Origin of the sequence: Saccharopolyspora sp. ASAGF58 (genome assembly GCF_012277335.1) — a bacterium.
In the GTDB taxonomy this organism is placed as follows: domain Bacteria; phylum Actinomycetota; class Actinomycetes; order Mycobacteriales; family Pseudonocardiaceae; genus Saccharopolyspora; species Saccharopolyspora hattusasensis.
This window is the reverse complement of record NZ_CP040605.1, coordinates 1205896-1223287: the sequence shown is the minus strand read 5'-3', so window position 1 is coordinate 1223287 and position 17392 is coordinate 1205896. Positions and strand designations below refer to the sequence as shown.

Sequence of the window (17392 nt, the reverse complement as noted above, 5' to 3'; positions counted from 1 at the left end):
GAAAAGTCCAATGTGGAACGTGCAGGGGTTTGGGTGGAGTGCAGTTTCTGGGAGTTCGGCGCCATTGTGCGCCACGAGAAAGCTCGTCACCAGGCTGGCTTGGACTCGGCGACAGAGGCACAGCGTAGGTTCGACGTGCCGACGTTCGTGATCGCCCGCAGCAGCGGACTCGACCAGCCCGACGACCCGCGTGCCGCGCTGGAGGCCGCCGCAGACAGCGCGCGGGCCAAGGGCTGGATCGAGCGATCTGGACGGTTGAACGATCAGTGGTACGAGATCGTCTCTGCGCTGGTCTACGGCCAGTCCTTCGCCTACCTCTACCTCACCGAACCCGAAAAGCCCGAGACCCGGGCGATGGTTGCGGTCAGCCATCTGGCGTTTCGCCTGATCCTGCGCGGCGACCGAGTGTGGATCGACGAAGTCGGCCCGAATGCTGCCGAGCAGGTGTTGGTGGCCTGTCTGCCCGACGTCAGCCCAGCGTCAGGGCAGCTGCCGACCGCGGTGCTGCAAGCGGCTGGGATGGAAGCGGAAGACCACCAAGCCGACCAGGGCGACTGGATCGCCTACGAACTCGGCCAAGCGGGCATCCCGACCGAGGACGCCAAGATGGTCGGCGCGTTGTCGACGCTCGGTGATCGGGTGACCGGGCAGTTCAACGTCGGAGTCCGCGAACCCGATGGCACACGACGGCTGGCGCCGTGGGCGATCACGGTCCACCACAATCCATCGGGACGGGTAGCGCAGATTCCGCAGCCGCCGCGTGGTGAGCAGATCCTGCTTACCCCGGCCAGCAACAAGACGCTGGCCGCAGCGCTGCGCGCCTATCGCGACGAGCTTCGCTTGCAGGTCCTGGATGCCCGTCGGCCGCGGAGAAGGTGAGCTGCGGCGATTTGGGTAATTCTACTCGACTTTGCCCACGGGCTCGGTGGCTTGTGCCAGGATCACGCCCCGGGGCCGCAAGCTCGGCAAAGGGGAAGCCAAGTAATGAGTAAGCCGGTAAGCGTCAACGGCCACCAGACGTTCTACGTCGACCTCGACCGTGCGCCCGAGCTCCTGGCAGAACTCGAAGGTGTACGCGAGAAGTACGTGGAAGCCCAGGATATGGCACAGGAGCTGCGCAGCATCATGCCGCCGTTCGGCGATGACGTCACAGTCGAGGTGTTCAAGAAGCTCGGAAAACGAGCGCAGGGCGGCGAGGGCAGCCTGTACGACACCGCTCAGGGCATGATCGACTGGATCGACGGCTTCAAGGCCGCCGTGCAGAAGGCGATCGACGAGCACAAGCGCATTGACGAAGAGACCCGGATGCCATGACCGTGCACACCACACGCACTACCTTCGCAGCGGCTACGAGTCTGCTCGTTCTCGGGCTGGCGGCCTGCACCGCACCCGGAACACCGGAACCAGCACCCAGTTCGGAGACCAACTCGGCCGCGAACGACCCGTTCCACATCGAGCAGCCCAAGAACCTCGCAGCGGTATCCGAGCCGTGTCAACTGCTGACATCCGCACAAGCGCAACAGCTCGGGGCTGGATCCCCGGAGCCGGATAGCTCCGAGTGGGGACAGGGAGCCTGCAAGTGGCGTAACCAGCAGTTCTCGACCAAGGTTGCTCCAGACACAGCCCAGGGGCAAGGACTGCGTTGGGCTGCCAAGATCGACGGCGATGACCAGGGCAACCCGAATGTAAGAGTGAACGGTTACCCGGCCGTACACGGCGGCATCAGCGGCATTCGCTGCAGCACGACAGTGGGGGTTTCCGACACCCAAGCCCTGATGGTGCACTTCACGACGGGCTCCGAGGGGCGCGGGAATCCGGAGTACACGGACCCGTGTGCGATGTCAGACAAGATCGCGGGCATGGTGCTGGAGAACATTCCTCCAGCCTGAGACGGGTACTGAGGGGATCATGGAGCTGTTCGGTTGGTTGTTCGGCACCCGGGAGGTACCGGGGCGGGCGCAGGCGGAGTTCGACCACCCCAAGATCTACGGCGAGGTCGAGTCCGGGCCCGGGGTGAGCGCGGCATCGCGGGCGGCGGCGAACTGGCGGGACCGAGTGAGCACCGCGTTCGGCGACGCCGATGGGGACCTGGATCGGGTGTTGAAGAAGTTCGACGTGGTCCTGCAGGGCGCCGCCGCCGAGCAGGCCACGGACGCGGTGACGCCGTTGTCGCAGGCGACTCGGCAGTCGATCGAGGTGGCCGCGCAGGTTGGGGTGGCGGTCGAGCAGCAGGCCCAGGGCTCGGCGGATTTCAAGAACGCCTTCCCCGCGCCCTATCAGGTGCCGCCGGACAACATCGGCTGGACCGACTACGTCAACCCCGTCTCCTACGGGGTCAAGAGCGGTGTGCGTGCCGCGCACGAGGAGCACCACGACCAGGTTGAGACTCAGGCGCGCGAGCAGTACGAGTCCTACACGCAGGCCAGCAACGACCGGGCCAACACGGTCCAGCGGTTCGACCCGCCGCCGCAGTTCACCGCCGACGTCGCGCCTGCGGGCACTGCGTCGGTGAACAAGGTCGACCCCAGCACCGGCTTTACCAGCACGCGCACGGGTAGTGGAACGGGCGTGTCGCGGATGTCACCGGGGTCCTTTGACGGCGCTGGTCCGACGACGCCGGGTGGGCATCCGCAGGCCAGTCCCGCGCCGCAAGCGCCTGCCGAGTCGGGGTCGGCGTGGGCGACGCCGCCCGTGGCCGGTACGCCGGTGCCTGGTGGCACTGCTCCGACGCCAGGTCCTGGTGTCGGGGGTGGCTTCGTCGGAGGTGCGGTGATTCCGCCCGGCAGCACCGGGGGGCCCGGTGTTGGGACAGGCGGCCGAGTCGGTGGAGGCGGGACAGGAACCGGTCGCGGTGCGGGTGGTGTTGGCCGGGGTCACGGTGTCGGTGGCGGAGGTGGCCGCGTTCCGGGCTCCTCCGGCGTCGGTGGCTTGACGTCGGGCAGTTTCAGCGGGGCGGGTGCCCGCGGCGGAGCTAGCGGTGTCGCTGCTGGTGGAGGCTCCGCAGTGCGCGGTAAGCGTGAGGACGAGGACAAGGAGCACACCAACAAGTACCTGGAACCGACCAACGAAGCGTGGAAGGAACTGGGCTTGCCGCAGGTGGCCCCGCCGGTGTTCGGTGACTGGGCAGCCAAGGAGCAGGAGGGCAAACCTCCGCGTCCTCCGGAGAAGGACAACCCGTAACGGGTCACCTTCCCCCACTGCTGGCCGCGTGCTTTCCGTTTTCCGTTCGGGAAGCACGCGGCCAGCTCCCTTCTTTCACGCTGTGCCCGGTCTGGGAACAATCTGAATCCGCCTGGTGCGGACCTGTTCGGAGCACCACGAGCACACCGGCCGATCGTCCCTTTCGGACACTTCGGTGGGTGGGGTGAGCGCGCCGCATACGGCGGTGAGCTTGCCGTCCTTGCGCGGTAGAGGTTTGGTGGGCAGGACGTGGTTGTGGTAGCCGAACGCGGCCCAATACCCAGTCGGAACGTCCTCAACGGACTGATCATCTGACATGACGTCGTGTCTTTCCTCTCGGGGTTTTGGTGGCGGCGGCCGGGTCGGTGCGTCGGGGGAAACACCGACCCGGCCATCCAGAAACTCCTGGCGCACGGGGGATCGGTTGCGGCGGTGTGCCGTGCGTCGATCGCCGCCAGCCACGATGCAAGTCGGCCGGGTGGCTGTCGCGCGCCGGGAGCTGAACCGGCGAGGGCGGTGCACCGAGGGGCGGCGCATCGCCCTCGCCGGGCGACTTGGTGCCGGTCGGGGAAGTCACGACACCGAGCCGGGTCTACAGGTTCTGCAGTCCGACGAGGACTCGCCGCAGCGCGCCCGGATGACGGGCAAGCGCTACTTGGTCGCTGATCGGCAGGCCGGTGGAGGCCAGCGGCAGGAGGCGGGTTTCTTCGACGGCCAAGGCGTCGGCCAGGTCCCCGCGGATTGTGATCGGTTCGCGGAGGTGGAGCCGGCCGCCGCTAGTCTCGGCGTCGATCCGCTTGACCAGGTACTCGACCGTGAGCGCGCCCTCGCCGCTCCCGCCGTGCTGTGGCCGAGCCAGGAAGTAGCGGCAGCCCCACCAGTACAGGAGCACGACTGCAACGACCCCCACTGCGATACCCACGATGATCATCCGCAAGCCCTTCCTTGATGGTGTGGCTGGTGGTGGAGAACAGGCCGCGCGACGTGCGCGGGTGGCCCGGCAAGCGACGTCGGGCGGATGGTGATCGGTCGGCCGATGTCGGCAGGCAGGCCGCACAGCGGATGGGCGTGCAGCACCGCGATCGGGGCGTCAGCGTCGCCGGGCGGTGGGAGCGTGAGCACCGCGCGCAAGGTCCACACGGCCGACGAGTGGTAGTGCCAGGAGACGACCTTGGGCCGGAACACGTCGGTGTCAGCCAACGTCGGGGTGCGGTAGGCGGTGGCGTCGTCCGCTCCGCGGAGGATCACTACGTCGGCGCAGGTCGGCCACCGGAATGCGTGGGCGACCAGTTGGGGACCGGTCTTCGGGCCGAACACGTAGAGAACACCGCCTCGGCGGCGTAGCTTGCCCAGCAGCTCATCGACCTCGGTGTGGCTCACTTCCCCCGCCTCCCCCGGAGCTCGTCGGCGCCCCTGCCCTGGTTTCTCGGAAACGGCATTGGGATGCCCGCGAGTACGTGTGCCGCCTTGTTGCACTCCGGGCAAGTCGGCCAGAGCCAGGCCAGTTCGCCGGATTCCGGTCGGACGTGCCGATCACACAAGGCGGTGATCTCCGCACCGTCCGGCCAACCCCCTGCGGGCCGCTGATCGGTCGTGGCGTGCCGCTGACCGGCGGCAGGAGCCCACGAGAAGGGATGCGGCCGGTACATCAAGGCACCGCTTTCGAGGGTGCGGGACCGGTGGTCAACGCAGCGATCTCCACCGGTCCCGCGATACCGCCGCGCGCCGAGTGAGTGGTGGCAACTCGTCGCTTCACGGCGGAGCCGTATGGCCTCTGCGTCCCGGCAGCGATCACGACCGCCATCTGGGGCACCTCCGTCCCGTCGTCCCCACAGGGCGCAACTTGCACCAAAACCTCTTGTGCTGTGTATAGCATCACTGGATGTGCAGGTCACTATATAAGGCGCACTGCGACTTCTTGTTCCGTCGAAAGGGTCACTCACATTGAAGGCCGCATCACTCGTGCAGACTGATCGAGAACTCCCGAGGCGTGTGGAGAGGATGGTGTCGTGGATGGCCGGTAAGCAGTCCCGGGGCCCGAAGGTGTTGCGCGTTCAGCTCGGTCGGGAGCTGCGTGCGCTGCGTGACGAGGTCGGACTGTCGCGCGAGGACCTTGCCGACCGGTTCGGATGGCATGCCACGAAGGTCAGCCGCATCGAACAGGGACAGGCGACAGTCACGGCGGAGGAGGTGAACAACCTTCTTGACCTGTTCGACGCATCGGAGGAGACGGCGGAGCGGGTGCGCAAGCTTGGCCAGGAGGCGCGCAAGCGCGGGTCGTACGGCAAGGTCCCGGACTGGGCTCGTGGCTACATCGGGATGGAATCCGATGCGGACAGGCTTCGCGTTTATGACGCCGAGCTTGTCAGTGGGCTGCTGCAGACCGAGCGATACGCCAAAGCTGTGATCGCCACATCCGTAGTCGTAGCGCCTGCGGAGATCGATCGAACCGTGAACAACCGGATCAAGCGGCATGAGCTCCTGACTCGTGAGAATGCGCCCGAAGTCCACGTCATCCTCGGTGAAGCGGCGTTGTATAGGCAGGTCGGTGGCCCGGACGTGCTCAAGGAGCAACTTCAGCATCTCAAGGATGTCGCGGGACTCCCGGACGTGACTCTTCAGGTCCTCTCCTTCGCCGCTGGCGAGCACGCAGCGTTGGGAACGGGATTCACGCTCTTGGACCTTGTCGACGTCGGCGCGACGTACGTCTACCTCGAGGATCTGACGAGCTCCGATTTCTGGGACAAGCGGGCGCATACTGACGTCTACGAGCTGGTGTTCTCGCGGCTTGGGGTAGCCGCATTGAGTGAACGTGAGACACTTGCCGCGCTTGACGCAGCGATAGCTCGACTGTCATGAGTGGTGAACGATGAAAAACCCGAACCTGGCCCAGGTGCCCTGGCGCAAGAGCAGCCGCAGCAGCGGCGGTGCTAACAACTGCGTCGAGGTGGGGCTTGCGACCGAGGTGGTTGGGGTTCGAGACACCAAGGACCGCGACGGCGGCACGCTGGTGTTCGACCGCTCCGCGTGGGGAGCCTTTCTTCCCCGCCTCAAGGCCGGTCGCTTCGATCTCTGAAGGATGGCCTAGCATGTGGGCCCCCGATCCAGCTGGATCGGGGGCCCACGGTTTTATTGGGTGTGTCCCACATCTGTCCCACGAGTCTCGTTCCGCCGCAGGTAGGGGCCTCGCTCGCCCGGCTACGAGGAGTGGAACCCGGCCCGACCCGGAGGTTTCGGAGCGGCCGAGCAAGTATTGGTGGCCTGTCTGCCCGACGTCAGCCCAGCGTCAGTGTGGCGGGTGCTGCTGCCGACCGCGGTGCTGCAAGCGGCTGGGATGGAAGCGGAAGACCACCAAGCCGACCAGGGCGACTGGATCGCCTACGAACTCGGCCAAGCGGGCATCCCGACCGAGGATGCCAAGATGGCCAGCGCGTTGTCGAAGCTCGGCGACCGGGCGACCGGGCAGTTCAAGGTCGGAGTCCGCAAACACGGCGGCACCGCTCGTCTCGCGCCGTGGGCGATCACGGTCCACCACAACCCCACGGGGCGGGTAGCGCAGATCCCGCAGCCGCCGCGGCGAGCAGACCTTGCTCACCTCAGCCAGCAACAAGACGCTGGCCAGCGCGTTGCGCTCCTATCGCGACGAGCTCCGCTTGCAGATCCTCGACGCCCGTTGGCTGCGTGGAAGGTGAGCTGCGACGTTTGGGTAGTTCTACTCGACTTTGCCTACGGGCTCGGTGGTCTGTGCCAGGATCACGCCAATGGGGTGGCAAGATCGGTAAAGGTGAGGGCAAGTAATGAGTGAGCCGGTAAGCGTCAACGGCCACCAGACGTTCTACGTCGACCTCGACCGTGCGCCCGAGCTCCTGGCCGAACTCGACGGTGTGCGCGCCAAGTACGAGGAAGCACGGAAGACGGCAGCAGAACTTGGGAACATCATGCCGCCGTTCGCCGACGATGTGACCGTCGAGGTCTTCAAGAAGCTCGGCGAACGCGCTCAAGGCGGTGAGGGCTGCCTCTATGACACTGCGCAAGGCATGATCCAGTGGATCGACGACTTCAAAGCCGCGATCCAGAAGACGATCGACGAGCACAAGCGCATCGACGAAGAGAACCGGATGGCATGACCGTGCACACCACGCGCACCACCCTCGCAGTGACAGCGAGTGTGCTGCTCCTTGGCTTGGTCGGCTGCTCCCCCGCCACCGGCGGCGAACCAGAACCGAGTACGGGAGGTGAGACAACTGCAGCGGCTAGCGACCCGTTGCACATCGACAAGCCCAAGAATCTCAAGGCAGTAGCTGACCCGTGCCAGCTGCTGACGTCGGCCCAGGTCCAGCAACTCAAGGCTGGAACACCTGCGCCTGGACAGTCTGAGTGGGGCCAGACGTCTTGTACGTGGCGGAACCAGGAGCTGCGGATCGACATTTCGCCCGACACCGTTCAAGGCCAAGGACTGCGCTGGATGGCGAAGACGGCTGGCGACAACGGCAAACCGAACGCCAACGTCAATGGCTACCCAGGTGTGCGCTACGGCGTGAGCAGGGGTTCGTGCGGTACCTATGTCGGAACTTCGGACAAGGACTTGTTCCTGGTTTATTTCCAGACCGGCAGCGAGGGTAGCCGCAACCCGGAGTATGCGGATCCGTGTGCGATGTCGGACAAGATCGCGGGCATGGTGCTGGAGAACCTTCCTCAGGCGTGAGATGCGAGCTGATCCCAGGGCTGCTGCAGACCGAGGAATACGCGAGAGCCGTGACCGTGCTCGCGCGGCACATGACCGAAGCTGCCGAGGTTGAACGCAAGGTCGAGCTGCGCATGGCCCGGCAGAAGCGGCTCTTCGCGGACGAGCCGCTGGAGCAGATCGCTGTGATCTCCGAGGCGGCGCTGCATCGCTGTGTGAAGACCAAGGATGTCTCGGCAAGGCAGCTGACTCATCTGCTGGAAATGGGCGAACGACCCAACATCGAGATCCACATTTTGCCGTTCGACGACGGCCTGCATGCGTCGCTGTCCGGCAGTTTCGCGCTGCTCGACTTTCCACCTGAGACGTGGCCGCCCGCCGCATACCAGGAGTACGCCGTCGGCGGCCACCTTGTGGACGATCTGGAAATCGTGGCTGCGCTGGATACGCTCTTCGGCGAACTTCGAGAGCGGGCGCTGAGTGAACGGGACAGCGCCCGCCTGATCTCGAAACTCGTACACAAGTGAAGGGCGAGAACTTATGAATCTCTCTCGCGTCTCTTGGCGCAAGTCTAGCTACAGCGGTGGCGGAAACGCCTGCGTCGAGAGTGGCGTGGCGCCTGCGGTCCTTGGTGTGCGTGACACCAAGGACCGGTCCTATGGCACCCTCGCGGTGACGCCCTAGCGGTTCGCCGACTTCCTGACGGCGATCAAGGCTGGCAAGCTCGAACGCTTAGCTGCAGCTGCGGCCCCCGTTCCACGGATGGCGGAACGGGGGCCGCAGCGCGTTCATAGACCGGCGTGTCCCACATCTGTCCCACGTGGCTCGTTCCGTCCCAGATAGGCCCTACTGGGCCGTTCGGCTACGAGGAGTGGAACGCCGGCTACAGCGCCGGCGCCAACTGATCTTTTCCCGTCCTCCGCAGCGGATTCGCCGCGGAGGGGCTGGTGTCGCGGGCGGAGGGCTGTCGCGTACCCTGGGAAAGCTGGCTGGGATGATGCGCAGCTGTTCATCCACCGATGCCGCACCACCTGCCCTGTTGAATTGACCACCGAAACTTGTGATGTCTCAGAAACATGCAGCGCGCACCGCGCACGTCGGCCCTTGGGTGATCGACACCCGGGAGATCGGCCACCGGGCCGGCAGCAGCCGCGCCTACACGCGCAGTGCCCCGGCACTGGCCGGGTTCGGGCTGGAGATGATCAAGGTGCCCGAGGGCGAGCCGATAGAGCTCGACCTGCTGGCCGAGTCGGTGGTGGAGGGCGTGCTGGTGTCGGGCATCGCCGCGGCCACCTTGGCCGGCGAGTGCGTCCGTTGCCTGGACCCGATCTCCGACGAGGTCGAGGTCGAGGTGCGGGAGCTGTTCGCCTACCCGGACAGCGCCACGGACGTCAGCACCGATGACGACGAGGTGGAGCGGGTCGTGGACGACCTGATCGACCTCGAACCGGTGGTGCGGGACGCGATGTTGCTGTCGCTGCCCTCGGCGCCGTTGTGCTCGCCGGACTGCCCGGGGCTGTGCTCCGGGTGCGGCGTGAAGTGGGCCGATCTCGCCCCCGATCACACGCATGAGACCATTGATCCTCGCTGGGCCGCACTGCAAGAGCGGCTCGGCGGGACCGAGGAGGAGAAGTAGTCGTGGCCGTCCCGAAGCGCAAGATGTCCCGGGCCAACACCCGTCACCGCCGGTCGCAGTGGAAGACCTCGGCGCCGACGCTGGTGCAGTGCTCCAACCGCGCCTGCCGTGAGCAGAAGCTGCCGCACGTGGTCTGCCCGGCCTGCGGCCAGTACGACGGCCGCCAGGTCGTCCAGCCCGCCTGATCGGCGGCCGCGTAGTGGGGGGAAAGCAGTCGCGGACCCGCAAGGTCGATCGGGCTCCGCTGTTGGCGGCGCTCGGCGTCGAGCTCGACGCCGAGCTGCTCACCCTTGCCCTCACCCACCGCTCGTACGCCTACGAGAACGGCGGTCTGCCGCCGAACGAGCGGCTGGAGTTCCTCGGGGACGCGGTGCTCGGCCTGGTGATCACCGATCACCTGTACACCGAGCACCCGGACCTGCCCGAGGGGCAGCTCGCGAAGCTCCGCGCCAGCGTGGTCAACATGCATGCGCTGGCCGGCGTCGCCCGCGGGCTCGGTGAGGGAGGTCTGGGCGAGTACCTGCTGCTGGGCAGGGGCGAGGAGCTCACGGGGGGCCGGGACAAGGCGAGCATCCTCGCGGACGGTCTGGAAGCCGTGCTCGGCGCGGTTTACCTGGCGAAGGGCATCGGCGTCGCCCGCGATGTGGTCCACCGGCTGTTCCAGCCGCTGCTGGCCGAGGCGCCGCAGCGCGGTGCCGGGCTGGATTGGAAGACGAGCCTGCAGGAGCTGACCGCGTCGACCGGGCTCGGCGTGCCCGAGTACCGGGTCGAGGAGCAGGGGCCGGACCACCGCAAAGAGTTCAGCGCCTACGTGGCGGTCGGCGGTCAGACCTACGGTCGCGGCGACGGCCGCACCAAGAAGGAAGCCGAGCAGAAGGCCGCCGAGGCGGCCTGGCGGCAGCTCTCCGAGCAGCAGACCACCGAAGACGCCGGGACACCCTCCGCGTAGCGCCGCCTGCCGGGAAGGCGGGGGCCGCGCGCCGGGGTTCGGCGTGGGTGGTCGAAGATGTTTTCGTGCCTGAGTTGCCTGAGGTCGAGGTCGTCCGGCGGGGTGTCGCCGAGCATGCGGTCGGCCGGACGTTGTCCAGCGTCGAGGTCCGGCATCCGCGCGCGGTGCGTCGGCACGTGCCCGGTCCGGATGATTTCGCAGGTCGGCTCGCCGGGCGTCGCCTGAGCGCGGCGCGGCGGCGCGGCAAGTACCTGTGGCTGGAGCTCGGTGACGAGGCGGGTTCGCCCGATTCCGGCGGTGAAGCGCTGGTGGTGCACCTGGGGATGAGCGGCCAGCTGCTCGTGCAGCCCGGCGACGCCCAGGACGAGCAGCACCTGCGGGTGCGGTTGCGGTTCGCCGACGGCGGGCCGGAGCTGCGGTTCGTCGACCAGCGCACCTTCGGCGGCCTGCACCTGGCCGATCTGGTTGAGGTGGACGGGATCGCGTTGCCGAAGCCGGTGGCGCACATCGGGCCCGACCCGCTGGAGCAGGTCTTCGACGTGGACGCGGTGGCCGCCCGGTTGCGGTCGCGGCGCACCGGGATCAAGCGGGCCTTGCTCGACCAGAGCCTGGTTTCCGGGGTCGGCAACATCTACGCGGACGAGGCGCTCTGGCGGGCCAAGCTGCACTGGGCGCGGCCCACGGCCACCTTGACGCGTCCCAAGATCCGCGAGCTGTTCGGTGCCGTCACCGACGTCATGCAGGAGGCGTTGCAGGTCGGCGGTACCTCGTTCGACGCCTTGTACGTCAACGTGAACGGCGAGTCCGGTTACTTCGACCGCTCGTTGGCGGTGTACGGGCAGGCGGGGTGCCCGTGTCCGCGGTGCGGAGCCTCGGTGCGGCGCGACGCGTTCATGAACCGCTCTTCCTACACCTGCCCGGTGTGCCAGCCGAAGCCCCGCAACGCCCACCTCTGAGCACGTGGAACCGCGCTGTTCCACCCCGCCGCCAGCTCGCGGAGCTCAACTGGCGCGGGTTGGGGACTGGCAGTCGTAGAGGTGGGTTTTGGCGTCGGCGTCGCCGCCGTACTCCGCCGGCGCGACGACGGTACAGTGGCTCGCCACCCAGGCCATCGAGTCGTCGACGACCTTGGTGTCCACCTCGCCGCCCATGGCTTGGACGCCGGAACTCCCGCTGGTCCACACGTAGCGGAGCGCGCCGCTGCGGACGTATTCCTCCAGCTCGCCCACCGTCGGCGTCGGGTCGTTGCCGTTGTAGCCGCCGACGGCCATCACCGGCTGGCCGGTGTCCAGGATGATCGGTGCCGCGACCATCGAACCCACCACCGCTACCAGCCAGGTCTCGTCCCGGTGGTGCTCGACGAGGTAGCGGGTGAGCTCGGCGCTGACCTTCTCGGCGCGGCCGGGGCCTTCCCGCATCTCCGCCTGACCGGCGAAGCGGGGCTGCCCGTCGCCTCGCATCCTCGTTGGCATACCGGCAAAACCGCCGTTGCCGGGATGGCCGCCGAACCGGTCTCGCGGCCCGCCGGGCCCGCCGCTGGGACCGGCCGACGGGAACGTCGCGGCAACTGGTGTCGACAGCGGCGTCAGCGCGTACGCGGTGGGGCCGGCCAGCACGGTGACCAGGCCGAACAGCGCGGCCACGGCGATCGACCGGCGGTGTCGGTGCCGGCGAACCGGGGGGAGCAGCAGCGGGATCGTCATCGCGATGGTCGCGAGCACGGTCTCCACGACGACGAGCGGGGCCAGCCACGGCACGAAATCGCTGTTCTGGCCCAGCAGATGGGCGCTCCAGAACCCGGTGGTGACGATGGCCGTAGGCAGCAGCAGTCCCCACCACCCGGAATCCCGGGCCAACCGCATCATGCTCGCCACACCCATGCCGACCACGGCCGCCAGCGGTGCCGCGAGCGCAACGGTGTAGTAGGCGTGCCAGATCCCGGAGGCGAAGGTGAACACCACGGCCGTGACGGCGAGAGTTCCGGCCCACAGCAGGAAATCCGCGCGTTGGACGTCGCGTCGCGGGCGACGCCACAGGTCGACGATCACCGCCACGGCGCCGAACAGCGCCAGCGGGTAAAGCCAGCCGATCTGCGGCGCGACGTCGCTGCTGACCAGTCGCGACCAGTTTTCGCCGCCCGGGCCGCCGATCATGAGCCCAGGACCTTCCGGCATCCCGCCGCCTGGAGTCGCGGCGAGACCGGGCATTGCGCCGGAGACGTGCATCCCGCCACCGCCTCCCATGCCCGGCGACATGATCCGGTCCTGGCCCTCGATTCGGCCGAAGCCGTTGTAGCCGACCAGCAGGTTCCAGACCGTGTTGTCCGTGCTGCCTCCCACGTACGGCCGGGAGCCCGGCGCGGCCAGGTCCACAATGGTCAGCCATGACAAGCTCACCACCGCGAGCACGCCCGCTGCTGCGCCGAGGTTGAGCAGCTTGCGCGGCCAACGCGGCGGTGCCGCCAGTAGGTACACCGCGGCGATCACCGGCACCACGAATCCGGCCTGCAGCATCTTGGTGTTGAAAGCCGAACCGACGGCCACGGCGCTCCATACCAGCGGTAGCAGTTTGCCGGACCGGATTGCGTTCGACGCGGCCCAAAGCGCGACGGCGAGCAGCAGCGCGAGCAGCGCGTCCGGGTTGTTGTGCCGGGACATCACCACCGCGATCGGGGTCAGGGCCAGCGCGACCGCTGCGACCGTCGCGGCGACATGGCCGCAACTCCGGCGCACCACGTGGTGCACGATCCAGACCGTCAGCACGCCGGCCAGCGCCTGCGGCAGCAGCAGGCTCCAGGTGTTGAAGCCGAACGCGCGGGCGGAAAGTGCCTGGATCCACAGCGCCAGCGGCGGCTTGTCGACGGTGATGAACGAACCCGCGTCCAGTGCACCGAAGAAGAACGCGTGCCAGCTCTGGCTCATGCCGAGCACCGCCGCCGAGTAGTAGGTGTTGGCCCACTCGTTGATCGACAACGACCAGGTGCCGAGGAACGCCGACAAGGCGAGCACCGCCCAAAGGGCCGGCCGCGCCCACCCCGGGTCATCTCGTGGCCCGAGGAACAGGCGCGGCAGGAGCCGGCGTTCGGTTGTCATCGCGATTTCCTCTCACACGGCCGGTTCGCCGAACGGGCCCGACTTTGGCCCGCGCGCCTGGGAAAACCGTGGGAAATCCCCGAGAACATCGTGATCCGCTCCGAGCTCTGCTCGGCTGAACTGCGAAAACGCGCGGAAGCGGACGACTCCCAGGTAATTCCCAGCTGGCGCCCACGGCCCTCGCACCTCGCCCCGGCTTGATGGACACCGCAACAGGCCGGAAGTGAGGTGGTGGGAGATGAGTGCCGTGCCGCAGCTCGGTGTCGCCGCGCAAGCACGCCGCGCGGCAAGCCGAACCGCGACGGTCGACGTGGTGATCCCGGTTCACAACGAGGAACGTTCACTGCCCGGATGCCTGGAGGTGCTCGGCAAGCACCTCGCCGAAGGCTTCCCCTTCTCGTGGACCATCACGGTGGTCGACAACGCGAGCACGGACGGCACGCCGGGAGTCGCCCACGAGCTGGCCGGCGCGATGGACAACGTTCGGGTGCTGCACCTGGACCGAAAAGGTCGTGGGCTGGCGCTGCGCACCGCGTGGGGTTACAGCGACGCGGATGTCGTGGTGTACATGGACGTCGACCTGTCGACCGGTCTGGACGCGCTGCTCCCGCTGGTCGCCCCGCTGGTCAACGGGCATTCGGATCTGGCCATCGGTTCCCGGCTGGCGACCGGCGCCCGAACGGTGCGCGGCCGCAAGCGGGAGCTGATCTCCCGCTGCTACAACAAGTTGATCCGCTGGACTCACGGTGCCCGGTTCACCGACGCGCAGTGCGGTTTCAAGGCAGCGCGCACGGATGTGGTGAAGCCGCTGCTGAAGCACGTGCAGGACGATTCGTGGTTCTTCGACACCGAACTGCTGCTGCTGGCCGAGCACAACGGCCTGCGGGTGCACGAGGTCCCGGTGGACTGGGTCGAAGACGTCGACACCCGGGTCAACGTGGTCAAGACCGCCACCGACGACATCGCAGGTCTGATCCGGGTGGCGCGCGCCAAGATCACCGGAGCGGCGAAGGTCCCGGGGCTGCCGCAGCGGCCCGCGCCGCGAGCCGTACACCCCCAGGCCGTGTTGGCGAAGCGGGAGAACGGCCTGCTGTGGCAGCTGGTTTCGTTCGGCGTGATCGGGCTGGTGTCCACAGTGATCACCTCGGTGCTGTACGCCGTCCTGCGCTCGTGGTTGCCGCTGCTGCTGGCGAACCTGGTGGCGTTGACCGTCACCACGTTGTGGAACACCGAAGCCAACCGCCGGTTCACTTTCCTGAACCAGTCCAGTTCCTCCGGGCGGGTGCACCTGCAGGGGCTGGTCGTGTTCGCTCTCTACTACGTGGTCACCTCCGGTGCGCTGCTCGGATTGCACGCCTGGCAGCCGGATCCGTCGCGGTGGCTGGAAGTTCTCGTGCTCGTGGTGTCTTCGGTGGTCGGGACGGGGCTGCGGTTCGTGCTGCTCAGGTCCTGGGTGTTCCGGCCCGAGGCACCGTCCAAGGAAGAGGAAGAGGGATGACGTCGGTTGATACGACGACCCGGCACCACCGGGTCGAGGAGGCGGAGCCGCGTCGCGGGACGGCGCCGTGGCAATGGCTTTCGCTCGCGGCGATCTGCGTGCTGGCCGGGGTGCTGTACTGCTGGGGAATCGGCGGGTCCTGGGGAAACTCGTACTACTCGGCGGCCGTGAAGTCGATGTCGCAGAGCTTCGAGAACTTCTTCTTCGGCTCCTTCGACCCGGCCGGCGTGGTCACCGTCGACAAGCCGCCGATGGCCCTGTGGGCGCAGGTTCTGTCGGTGAAGGTGTTCGGGTTCAACCAGTTCGCAGTGCTGTTCCCGCAGGTGCTGGCCGGTGTCGCGGCGGTCTTCCTGCTGCACCGCACGGTTCGGCGCTGGGCGGGCGAGCACGCCGCGTTGCTCGCGGCGCTGGTCATGGCGCTGACACCGATCACGGTGATGATCAACCGGGACAACAACCCGGACACGCTGCTCGTGCTGCTGGTCGTCGCGGCGGCTTATGCGATGACGCGGTCCTTCGATTCGCGCAAGGCCACCGGTTGGGTCGCGTTGGCGGCGTTCCTGGTCGGCTGCGGCTTCCTGACCAAGATGCTGCAGGCCTGGATGGTCCTGCCCGCCTTCATCGCGGCCTACCTGGTCGGCAGTCGCGCCGGGTGGGGGCGGCGGTTGCTGGATCTGGGCGTGGCAGCCGTGGTGGTGCTGGTCAGCTCGTTCTGGTGGGTCGCGGCGACCGCGCTGTGGCCTTCGCCGAAGCCGTACATCGGCGGCAGCACGGACGGTTCCGCCTGGAATCTGGTGTTCGGCTACAACGGTTTCGCCCGGATCTTCGGCCGTGGCGGCAACGCCGGTCGAAATTTGGGCGGCGGTGGCGGCTTCCAGCTGCCGTCCGGTGGTCCGGGCCGTGGGGGCGGCGGTTTCTCCGGCTCGTCGGGCGTCCTGCGGTTGTTCAACGAGGAGCTCGCCGGACAGATCAGTTGGCTGTTGCCGCTGTGCGCGTTGGTGCTGGTCGCGATGCTGGTCGTCGGGGTCCGGCATTGGCGCGGCGGCCGACCGCTGGACCGCGGGCAGGCCGCGGGCTGGGTGCTCTGGGGCGGTTGGCTGGTGGTCATCGGCCTGATGCTCAGCTTCGCGCAGGGCACCATGCACCCGTACTACACGACGCTGCTCGCGCCCGCGGCCGGCGCCGTGGCGGGGGCCGGGGTGGTCCGGTTCTGGCGCTGGTACCGGGAACCGCGGGGCAAGGCGTGGCTGCTGCTTCCGGTCGGTGTCGTGATCACGGTGGCGTGGGCGATGGCCGTCGTCGCGCGTGATCCGAGCTGGCATGCGTGGGCCGGGTATGCGGCCGTGGGGTTGGGCGTCCTCGCGCTGGTCGTGCTGCTGATCGGTCGGCGCGGCAAGGCGGCGCTGGCCAGAACCGGCCTGGTGCTGGGCTTGGCCGCCGCTTTGGTGGTGCCGACGGCGTGGTCGGCGCTCGGCGCGGTCAGCGGCCAGAGCGGCATGGGCGGCGCGAACCCGATGGCCGGCCCGGCGGTGAGCATGCGCCGACCGGGCAACGACATGCGGTTCCCGGGAGCGGTGCCGCCGAACGGTCAGGGCCAGGACGGCGCGCAGCAGCCGCAAAACTCGGTCGAGCGGGGCAGCGCCGAGGAAGGGCCGGTCCTTTTCATGGGCGGCAGGGGCGGTGAATCGCTGACCGAGGAGGAACGGAAGATGCTCGACTACGTCCGGGCCAACGCAGGTGACCTCGACGTGCCGCTGGCGGTCGAGGGCGGCTCGATGGCCGCGTCGTCCTACATCATCAACTCGGACCTGAGGGTCGTCGGCATGGGCGGTTTCAGCAGCAGCGACGAGGCTCCGTCGGTGGCCCAGCTGGCGGAGTGGAAGCGGTCCGGTCAGCTCGGCTACGTCCAGCTCGGCGGCATGGGCGGCCCGGGCGGCATGCAGCGCAACGACGGCATGGGCTCCCGGGACGGTATGGGCGGCCGGGAGGGCATGGGCTACCGGGACGGCGTGGGCTCGCGGGACGGCGTGGGCGGCGGCGATGCTCAGCCGGGCGGGGACGGTTCCCAGCCGCCCGCGGGTGCACAGCCTCCCGGTGGCATGCCGGGGCGTGGCGGCCAGGTCAGCCAGGAGCGCGACCAGTGGGTGAAGCAGAACTGCACGCTCGTCAACCCGGCCTCCTGGGGCAGTGCGGCGGACACCCCGCTGCAGCTCTACAGCTGCAAGTGAGGCGGCGTGGGTGCGCGCTCAGGCTGCGCACTCACCCCGGACAGCCCCGTGTCCTGCCTGGTCAGGGCCCGTGGTCGCGGTAGCAGCCCAACGTACTCACGGGCGATCAGCTGCGAAACATCGGC

Annotated in this window: 21 protein-coding genes; 17 read left to right on the top strand and 4 right to left on the bottom strand. The window is 68.0% G+C overall.

Annotated elements, in window-relative coordinates; all coding sequences use genetic code 11:
* Positions 1 to 135 precede the first annotated feature (135 nt).
* The 4 genes from FDZ84_RS05530 to FDZ84_RS05515 all read left to right on the top strand — a co-directional run bounded on the left by FDZ84_RS05530 (position 136) and on the right by FDZ84_RS05515 (position 3180).
* Complete coding sequence (locus FDZ84_RS05530) at positions 136 to 879, top strand: ESX secretion-associated protein EspG (protein WP_246868822.1); 744 nt, start codon at positions 136 to 138, stop codon at positions 877 to 879.
* Positions 880 to 984: 105 nt separating this feature from the next.
* Positions 985 to 1314 carry a hypothetical protein gene (locus tag FDZ84_RS05525; RefSeq protein WP_168585001.1) on the top strand — a complete coding sequence of 110 codons (330 nt, stop codon included), beginning with the start codon at positions 985 to 987 and terminating at the stop codon, positions 1312 to 1314.
* The gene (locus FDZ84_RS05520; RefSeq protein WP_168585000.1) at positions 1311 to 1889 is read left to right on the top strand and encodes a DUF3558 domain-containing protein; all 579 of its coding nucleotides are present in this window, start codon (positions 1311 to 1313) and stop codon (positions 1887 to 1889) included. Before FDZ84_RS05525 ends, FDZ84_RS05520 begins: the two co-directional genes overlap by 4 nt.
* 19 nt (positions 1890 to 1908) lie before the next feature.
* Positions 1909 to 3180, top strand: coding sequence for a hypothetical protein (locus FDZ84_RS05515; RefSeq protein ID WP_168584999.1), 1272 nt, complete (start codon positions 1909 to 1911; stop codon positions 3178 to 3180).
* A 592-nt stretch (positions 3181 to 3772) separates the two neighbouring features.
* On the opposite strand, the gene FDZ84_RS05510 is transcribed toward FDZ84_RS05515, so the two are convergent.
* The 3 genes from FDZ84_RS05510 to FDZ84_RS05500 are packed head-to-tail and all read right to left on the bottom strand — an operon-like array spanning position 3773 to position 4829.
* Positions 3773 to 4111, bottom strand: a complete 339-nt coding sequence (locus tag FDZ84_RS05510; protein ID WP_168584998.1) for a hypothetical protein — start codon at positions 4109 to 4111, stop codon at positions 3773 to 3775.
* Positions 4108 to 4560 carry a hypothetical protein gene (locus FDZ84_RS05505; RefSeq protein ID WP_246868821.1) on the bottom strand — a complete coding sequence of 151 codons (453 nt, stop codon included), beginning with the start codon at positions 4558 to 4560 and terminating at the stop codon, positions 4108 to 4110. The genes FDZ84_RS05510 and FDZ84_RS05505 overlap by 4 nt, the downstream gene beginning before the upstream one ends.
* Positions 4557 to 4829 carry a zinc finger protein gene (locus FDZ84_RS05500; RefSeq protein ID WP_168584997.1) on the bottom strand — a complete coding sequence of 91 codons (273 nt, stop codon included), beginning with the start codon at positions 4827 to 4829 and terminating at the stop codon, positions 4557 to 4559. The genes FDZ84_RS05505 and FDZ84_RS05500 overlap by 4 nt, the downstream gene beginning before the upstream one ends.
* Before the next feature lie 364 nt (positions 4830 to 5193).
* Between FDZ84_RS05500 and FDZ84_RS05495 the strand changes: the two genes are divergently transcribed.
* The 11 genes from FDZ84_RS05495 to mutM all read left to right on the top strand — a co-directional run bounded on the left by FDZ84_RS05495 (position 5194) and on the right by mutM (position 11405).
* The gene (locus tag FDZ84_RS05495) at positions 5194 to 6039 is read left to right on the top strand and encodes a helix-turn-helix transcriptional regulator (RefSeq protein ID WP_168584996.1); all 846 of its coding nucleotides are present in this window, start codon (positions 5194 to 5196) and stop codon (positions 6037 to 6039) included.
* Between the two features lie 10 nt (positions 6040 to 6049).
* On the top strand, positions 6050 to 6256 hold the full coding sequence (locus FDZ84_RS05490) for a DUF397 domain-containing protein (RefSeq protein WP_168584995.1): 207 nt from the start codon (positions 6050 to 6052) through the stop codon (positions 6254 to 6256).
* A gap of 180 nt (positions 6257 to 6436) precedes the next feature.
* Positions 6437 to 6985, top strand: a complete 549-nt coding sequence (locus FDZ84_RS05485; RefSeq protein ID WP_246868820.1) for an ESX secretion-associated protein EspG — start codon at positions 6437 to 6439, stop codon at positions 6983 to 6985.
* Positions 6978 to 7307 (top strand): hypothetical protein, encoded by a 330-nt coding sequence (locus FDZ84_RS05480; RefSeq protein WP_168584994.1) that lies wholly within the window; start codon positions 6978 to 6980, stop codon positions 7305 to 7307. The genes FDZ84_RS05485 and FDZ84_RS05480 overlap by 8 nt, the downstream gene beginning before the upstream one ends.
* Entirely contained in the window at positions 7304 to 7885 is a 582-nt protein-coding gene (locus tag FDZ84_RS05475; RefSeq protein WP_168584993.1) for a DUF3558 domain-containing protein, read from the top strand. Before FDZ84_RS05480 ends, FDZ84_RS05475 begins: the two co-directional genes overlap by 4 nt.
* Complete coding sequence (locus FDZ84_RS05470) at positions 7828 to 8391, top strand: DUF5753 domain-containing protein (RefSeq protein ID WP_371812789.1); 564 nt, start codon at positions 7828 to 7830, stop codon at positions 8389 to 8391. Before FDZ84_RS05475 ends, FDZ84_RS05470 begins: the two co-directional genes overlap by 58 nt.
* 13 nt (positions 8392 to 8404) lie before the next feature.
* Positions 8405 to 8548 carry a DUF397 domain-containing protein gene (locus FDZ84_RS05465; protein WP_168584991.1) on the top strand — a complete coding sequence of 48 codons (144 nt, stop codon included), beginning with the start codon at positions 8405 to 8407 and terminating at the stop codon, positions 8546 to 8548.
* A gap of 379 nt (positions 8549 to 8927) precedes the next feature.
* Entirely contained in the window at positions 8928 to 9500 is a 573-nt protein-coding gene (locus FDZ84_RS05460; protein WP_210435438.1) for a DUF177 domain-containing protein, read from the top strand.
* A gap of 2 nt (positions 9501 to 9502) precedes the next feature.
* A complete protein-coding gene (gene rpmF, locus FDZ84_RS05455; protein ID WP_010305807.1) occupies positions 9503 to 9685 on the top strand; it encodes a 50S ribosomal protein L32 in 183 nt (60 codons plus the stop codon).
* Positions 9686 to 9699: 14 nt separating this feature from the next.
* Positions 9700 to 10449 (top strand): ribonuclease III, encoded by a 750-nt coding sequence (gene rnc / locus FDZ84_RS05450; RefSeq protein ID WP_168584990.1) that lies wholly within the window; start codon positions 9700 to 9702, stop codon positions 10447 to 10449.
* 65 nt (positions 10450 to 10514) lie between these two features.
* Positions 10515 to 11405, top strand: a complete 891-nt coding sequence (gene mutM, locus FDZ84_RS05445; RefSeq protein ID WP_168584989.1) for a bifunctional DNA-formamidopyrimidine glycosylase/DNA-(apurinic or apyrimidinic site) lyase — start codon at positions 10515 to 10517, stop codon at positions 11403 to 11405.
* Positions 11406 to 11450: 45 nt separating this feature from the next.
* Here mutM and FDZ84_RS05440 read toward each other — a convergent pair whose 3' ends face one another.
* Entirely contained in the window at positions 11451 to 13541 is a 2091-nt protein-coding gene (locus FDZ84_RS05440) for a glycosyltransferase family 39 protein (RefSeq protein WP_168584988.1), read from the bottom strand.
* A 238-nt stretch (positions 13542 to 13779) separates the two neighbouring features.
* On the opposite strand from FDZ84_RS05440, the gene FDZ84_RS05435 reads away from it, so the two are divergent.
* Together FDZ84_RS05435 and FDZ84_RS05430 are read left to right on the top strand one after the other, a co-directional pair.
* Complete coding sequence (locus FDZ84_RS05435) at positions 13780 to 15039, top strand: bifunctional glycosyltransferase family 2/GtrA family protein (protein ID WP_168584987.1); 1260 nt, start codon at positions 13780 to 13782, stop codon at positions 15037 to 15039.
* The gene (locus tag FDZ84_RS05430) at positions 15036 to 17267 is read left to right on the top strand and encodes a glycosyltransferase family 39 protein (RefSeq protein WP_168584986.1); all 2232 of its coding nucleotides are present in this window, start codon (positions 15036 to 15038) and stop codon (positions 17265 to 17267) included. Before FDZ84_RS05435 ends, FDZ84_RS05430 begins: the two co-directional genes overlap by 4 nt.
* Positions 17268 to 17392: the final 125 nt, after the last annotated feature.

Coding starts and splice junctions, on each gene's coding strand:
- FDZ84_RS05525 (WP_168585001.1), top strand. CDS start 985: ATGAGTAAGCCGGTAAGCGTCAACGGCCACCAGACGTTCTACGTCGAC.
- FDZ84_RS05520 (WP_168585000.1), top strand. CDS start 1,311: ATGACCGTGCACACCACACGCACTACCTTCGCAGCGGCTACGAGTCTG.
- FDZ84_RS05515 (WP_168584999.1), top strand. CDS start 1,909: ATGGAGCTGTTCGGTTGGTTGTTCGGCACCCGGGAGGTACCGGGGCGG.
- FDZ84_RS05510 (WP_168584998.1), bottom strand. CDS start 4,111: ATGATCATCGTGGGTATCGCAGTGGGGGTCGTTGCAGTCGTGCTCCTG.
- FDZ84_RS05500 (WP_168584997.1), bottom strand. CDS start 4,829: ATGTACCGGCCGCATCCCTTCTCGTGGGCTCCTGCCGCCGGTCAGCGG.
- FDZ84_RS05495 (WP_168584996.1), top strand. CDS start 5,194: ATGGCCGGTAAGCAGTCCCGGGGCCCGAAGGTGTTGCGCGTTCAGCTC.
- FDZ84_RS05490 (WP_168584995.1), top strand. CDS start 6,050: ATGAAAAACCCGAACCTGGCCCAGGTGCCCTGGCGCAAGAGCAGCCGC.
- FDZ84_RS05480 (WP_168584994.1), top strand. CDS start 6,978: ATGAGTGAGCCGGTAAGCGTCAACGGCCACCAGACGTTCTACGTCGAC.
- FDZ84_RS05475 (WP_168584993.1), top strand. CDS start 7,304: ATGACCGTGCACACCACGCGCACCACCCTCGCAGTGACAGCGAGTGTG.
- FDZ84_RS05465 (WP_168584991.1), top strand. CDS start 8,405: ATGAATCTCTCTCGCGTCTCTTGGCGCAAGTCTAGCTACAGCGGTGGC.
- FDZ84_RS05460 (WP_210435438.1), top strand. CDS start 8,928: ATGTCTCAGAAACATGCAGCGCGCACCGCGCACGTCGGCCCTTGGGTG.
- FDZ84_RS05440 (WP_168584988.1), bottom strand. CDS start 13,541: ATGACAACCGAACGCCGGCTCCTGCCGCGCCTGTTCCTCGGGCCACGA.
- FDZ84_RS05435 (WP_168584987.1), top strand. CDS start 13,780: ATGAGTGCCGTGCCGCAGCTCGGTGTCGCCGCGCAAGCACGCCGCGCG.
- FDZ84_RS05430 (WP_168584986.1), top strand. CDS start 15,036: ATGACGTCGGTTGATACGACGACCCGGCACCACCGGGTCGAGGAGGCG.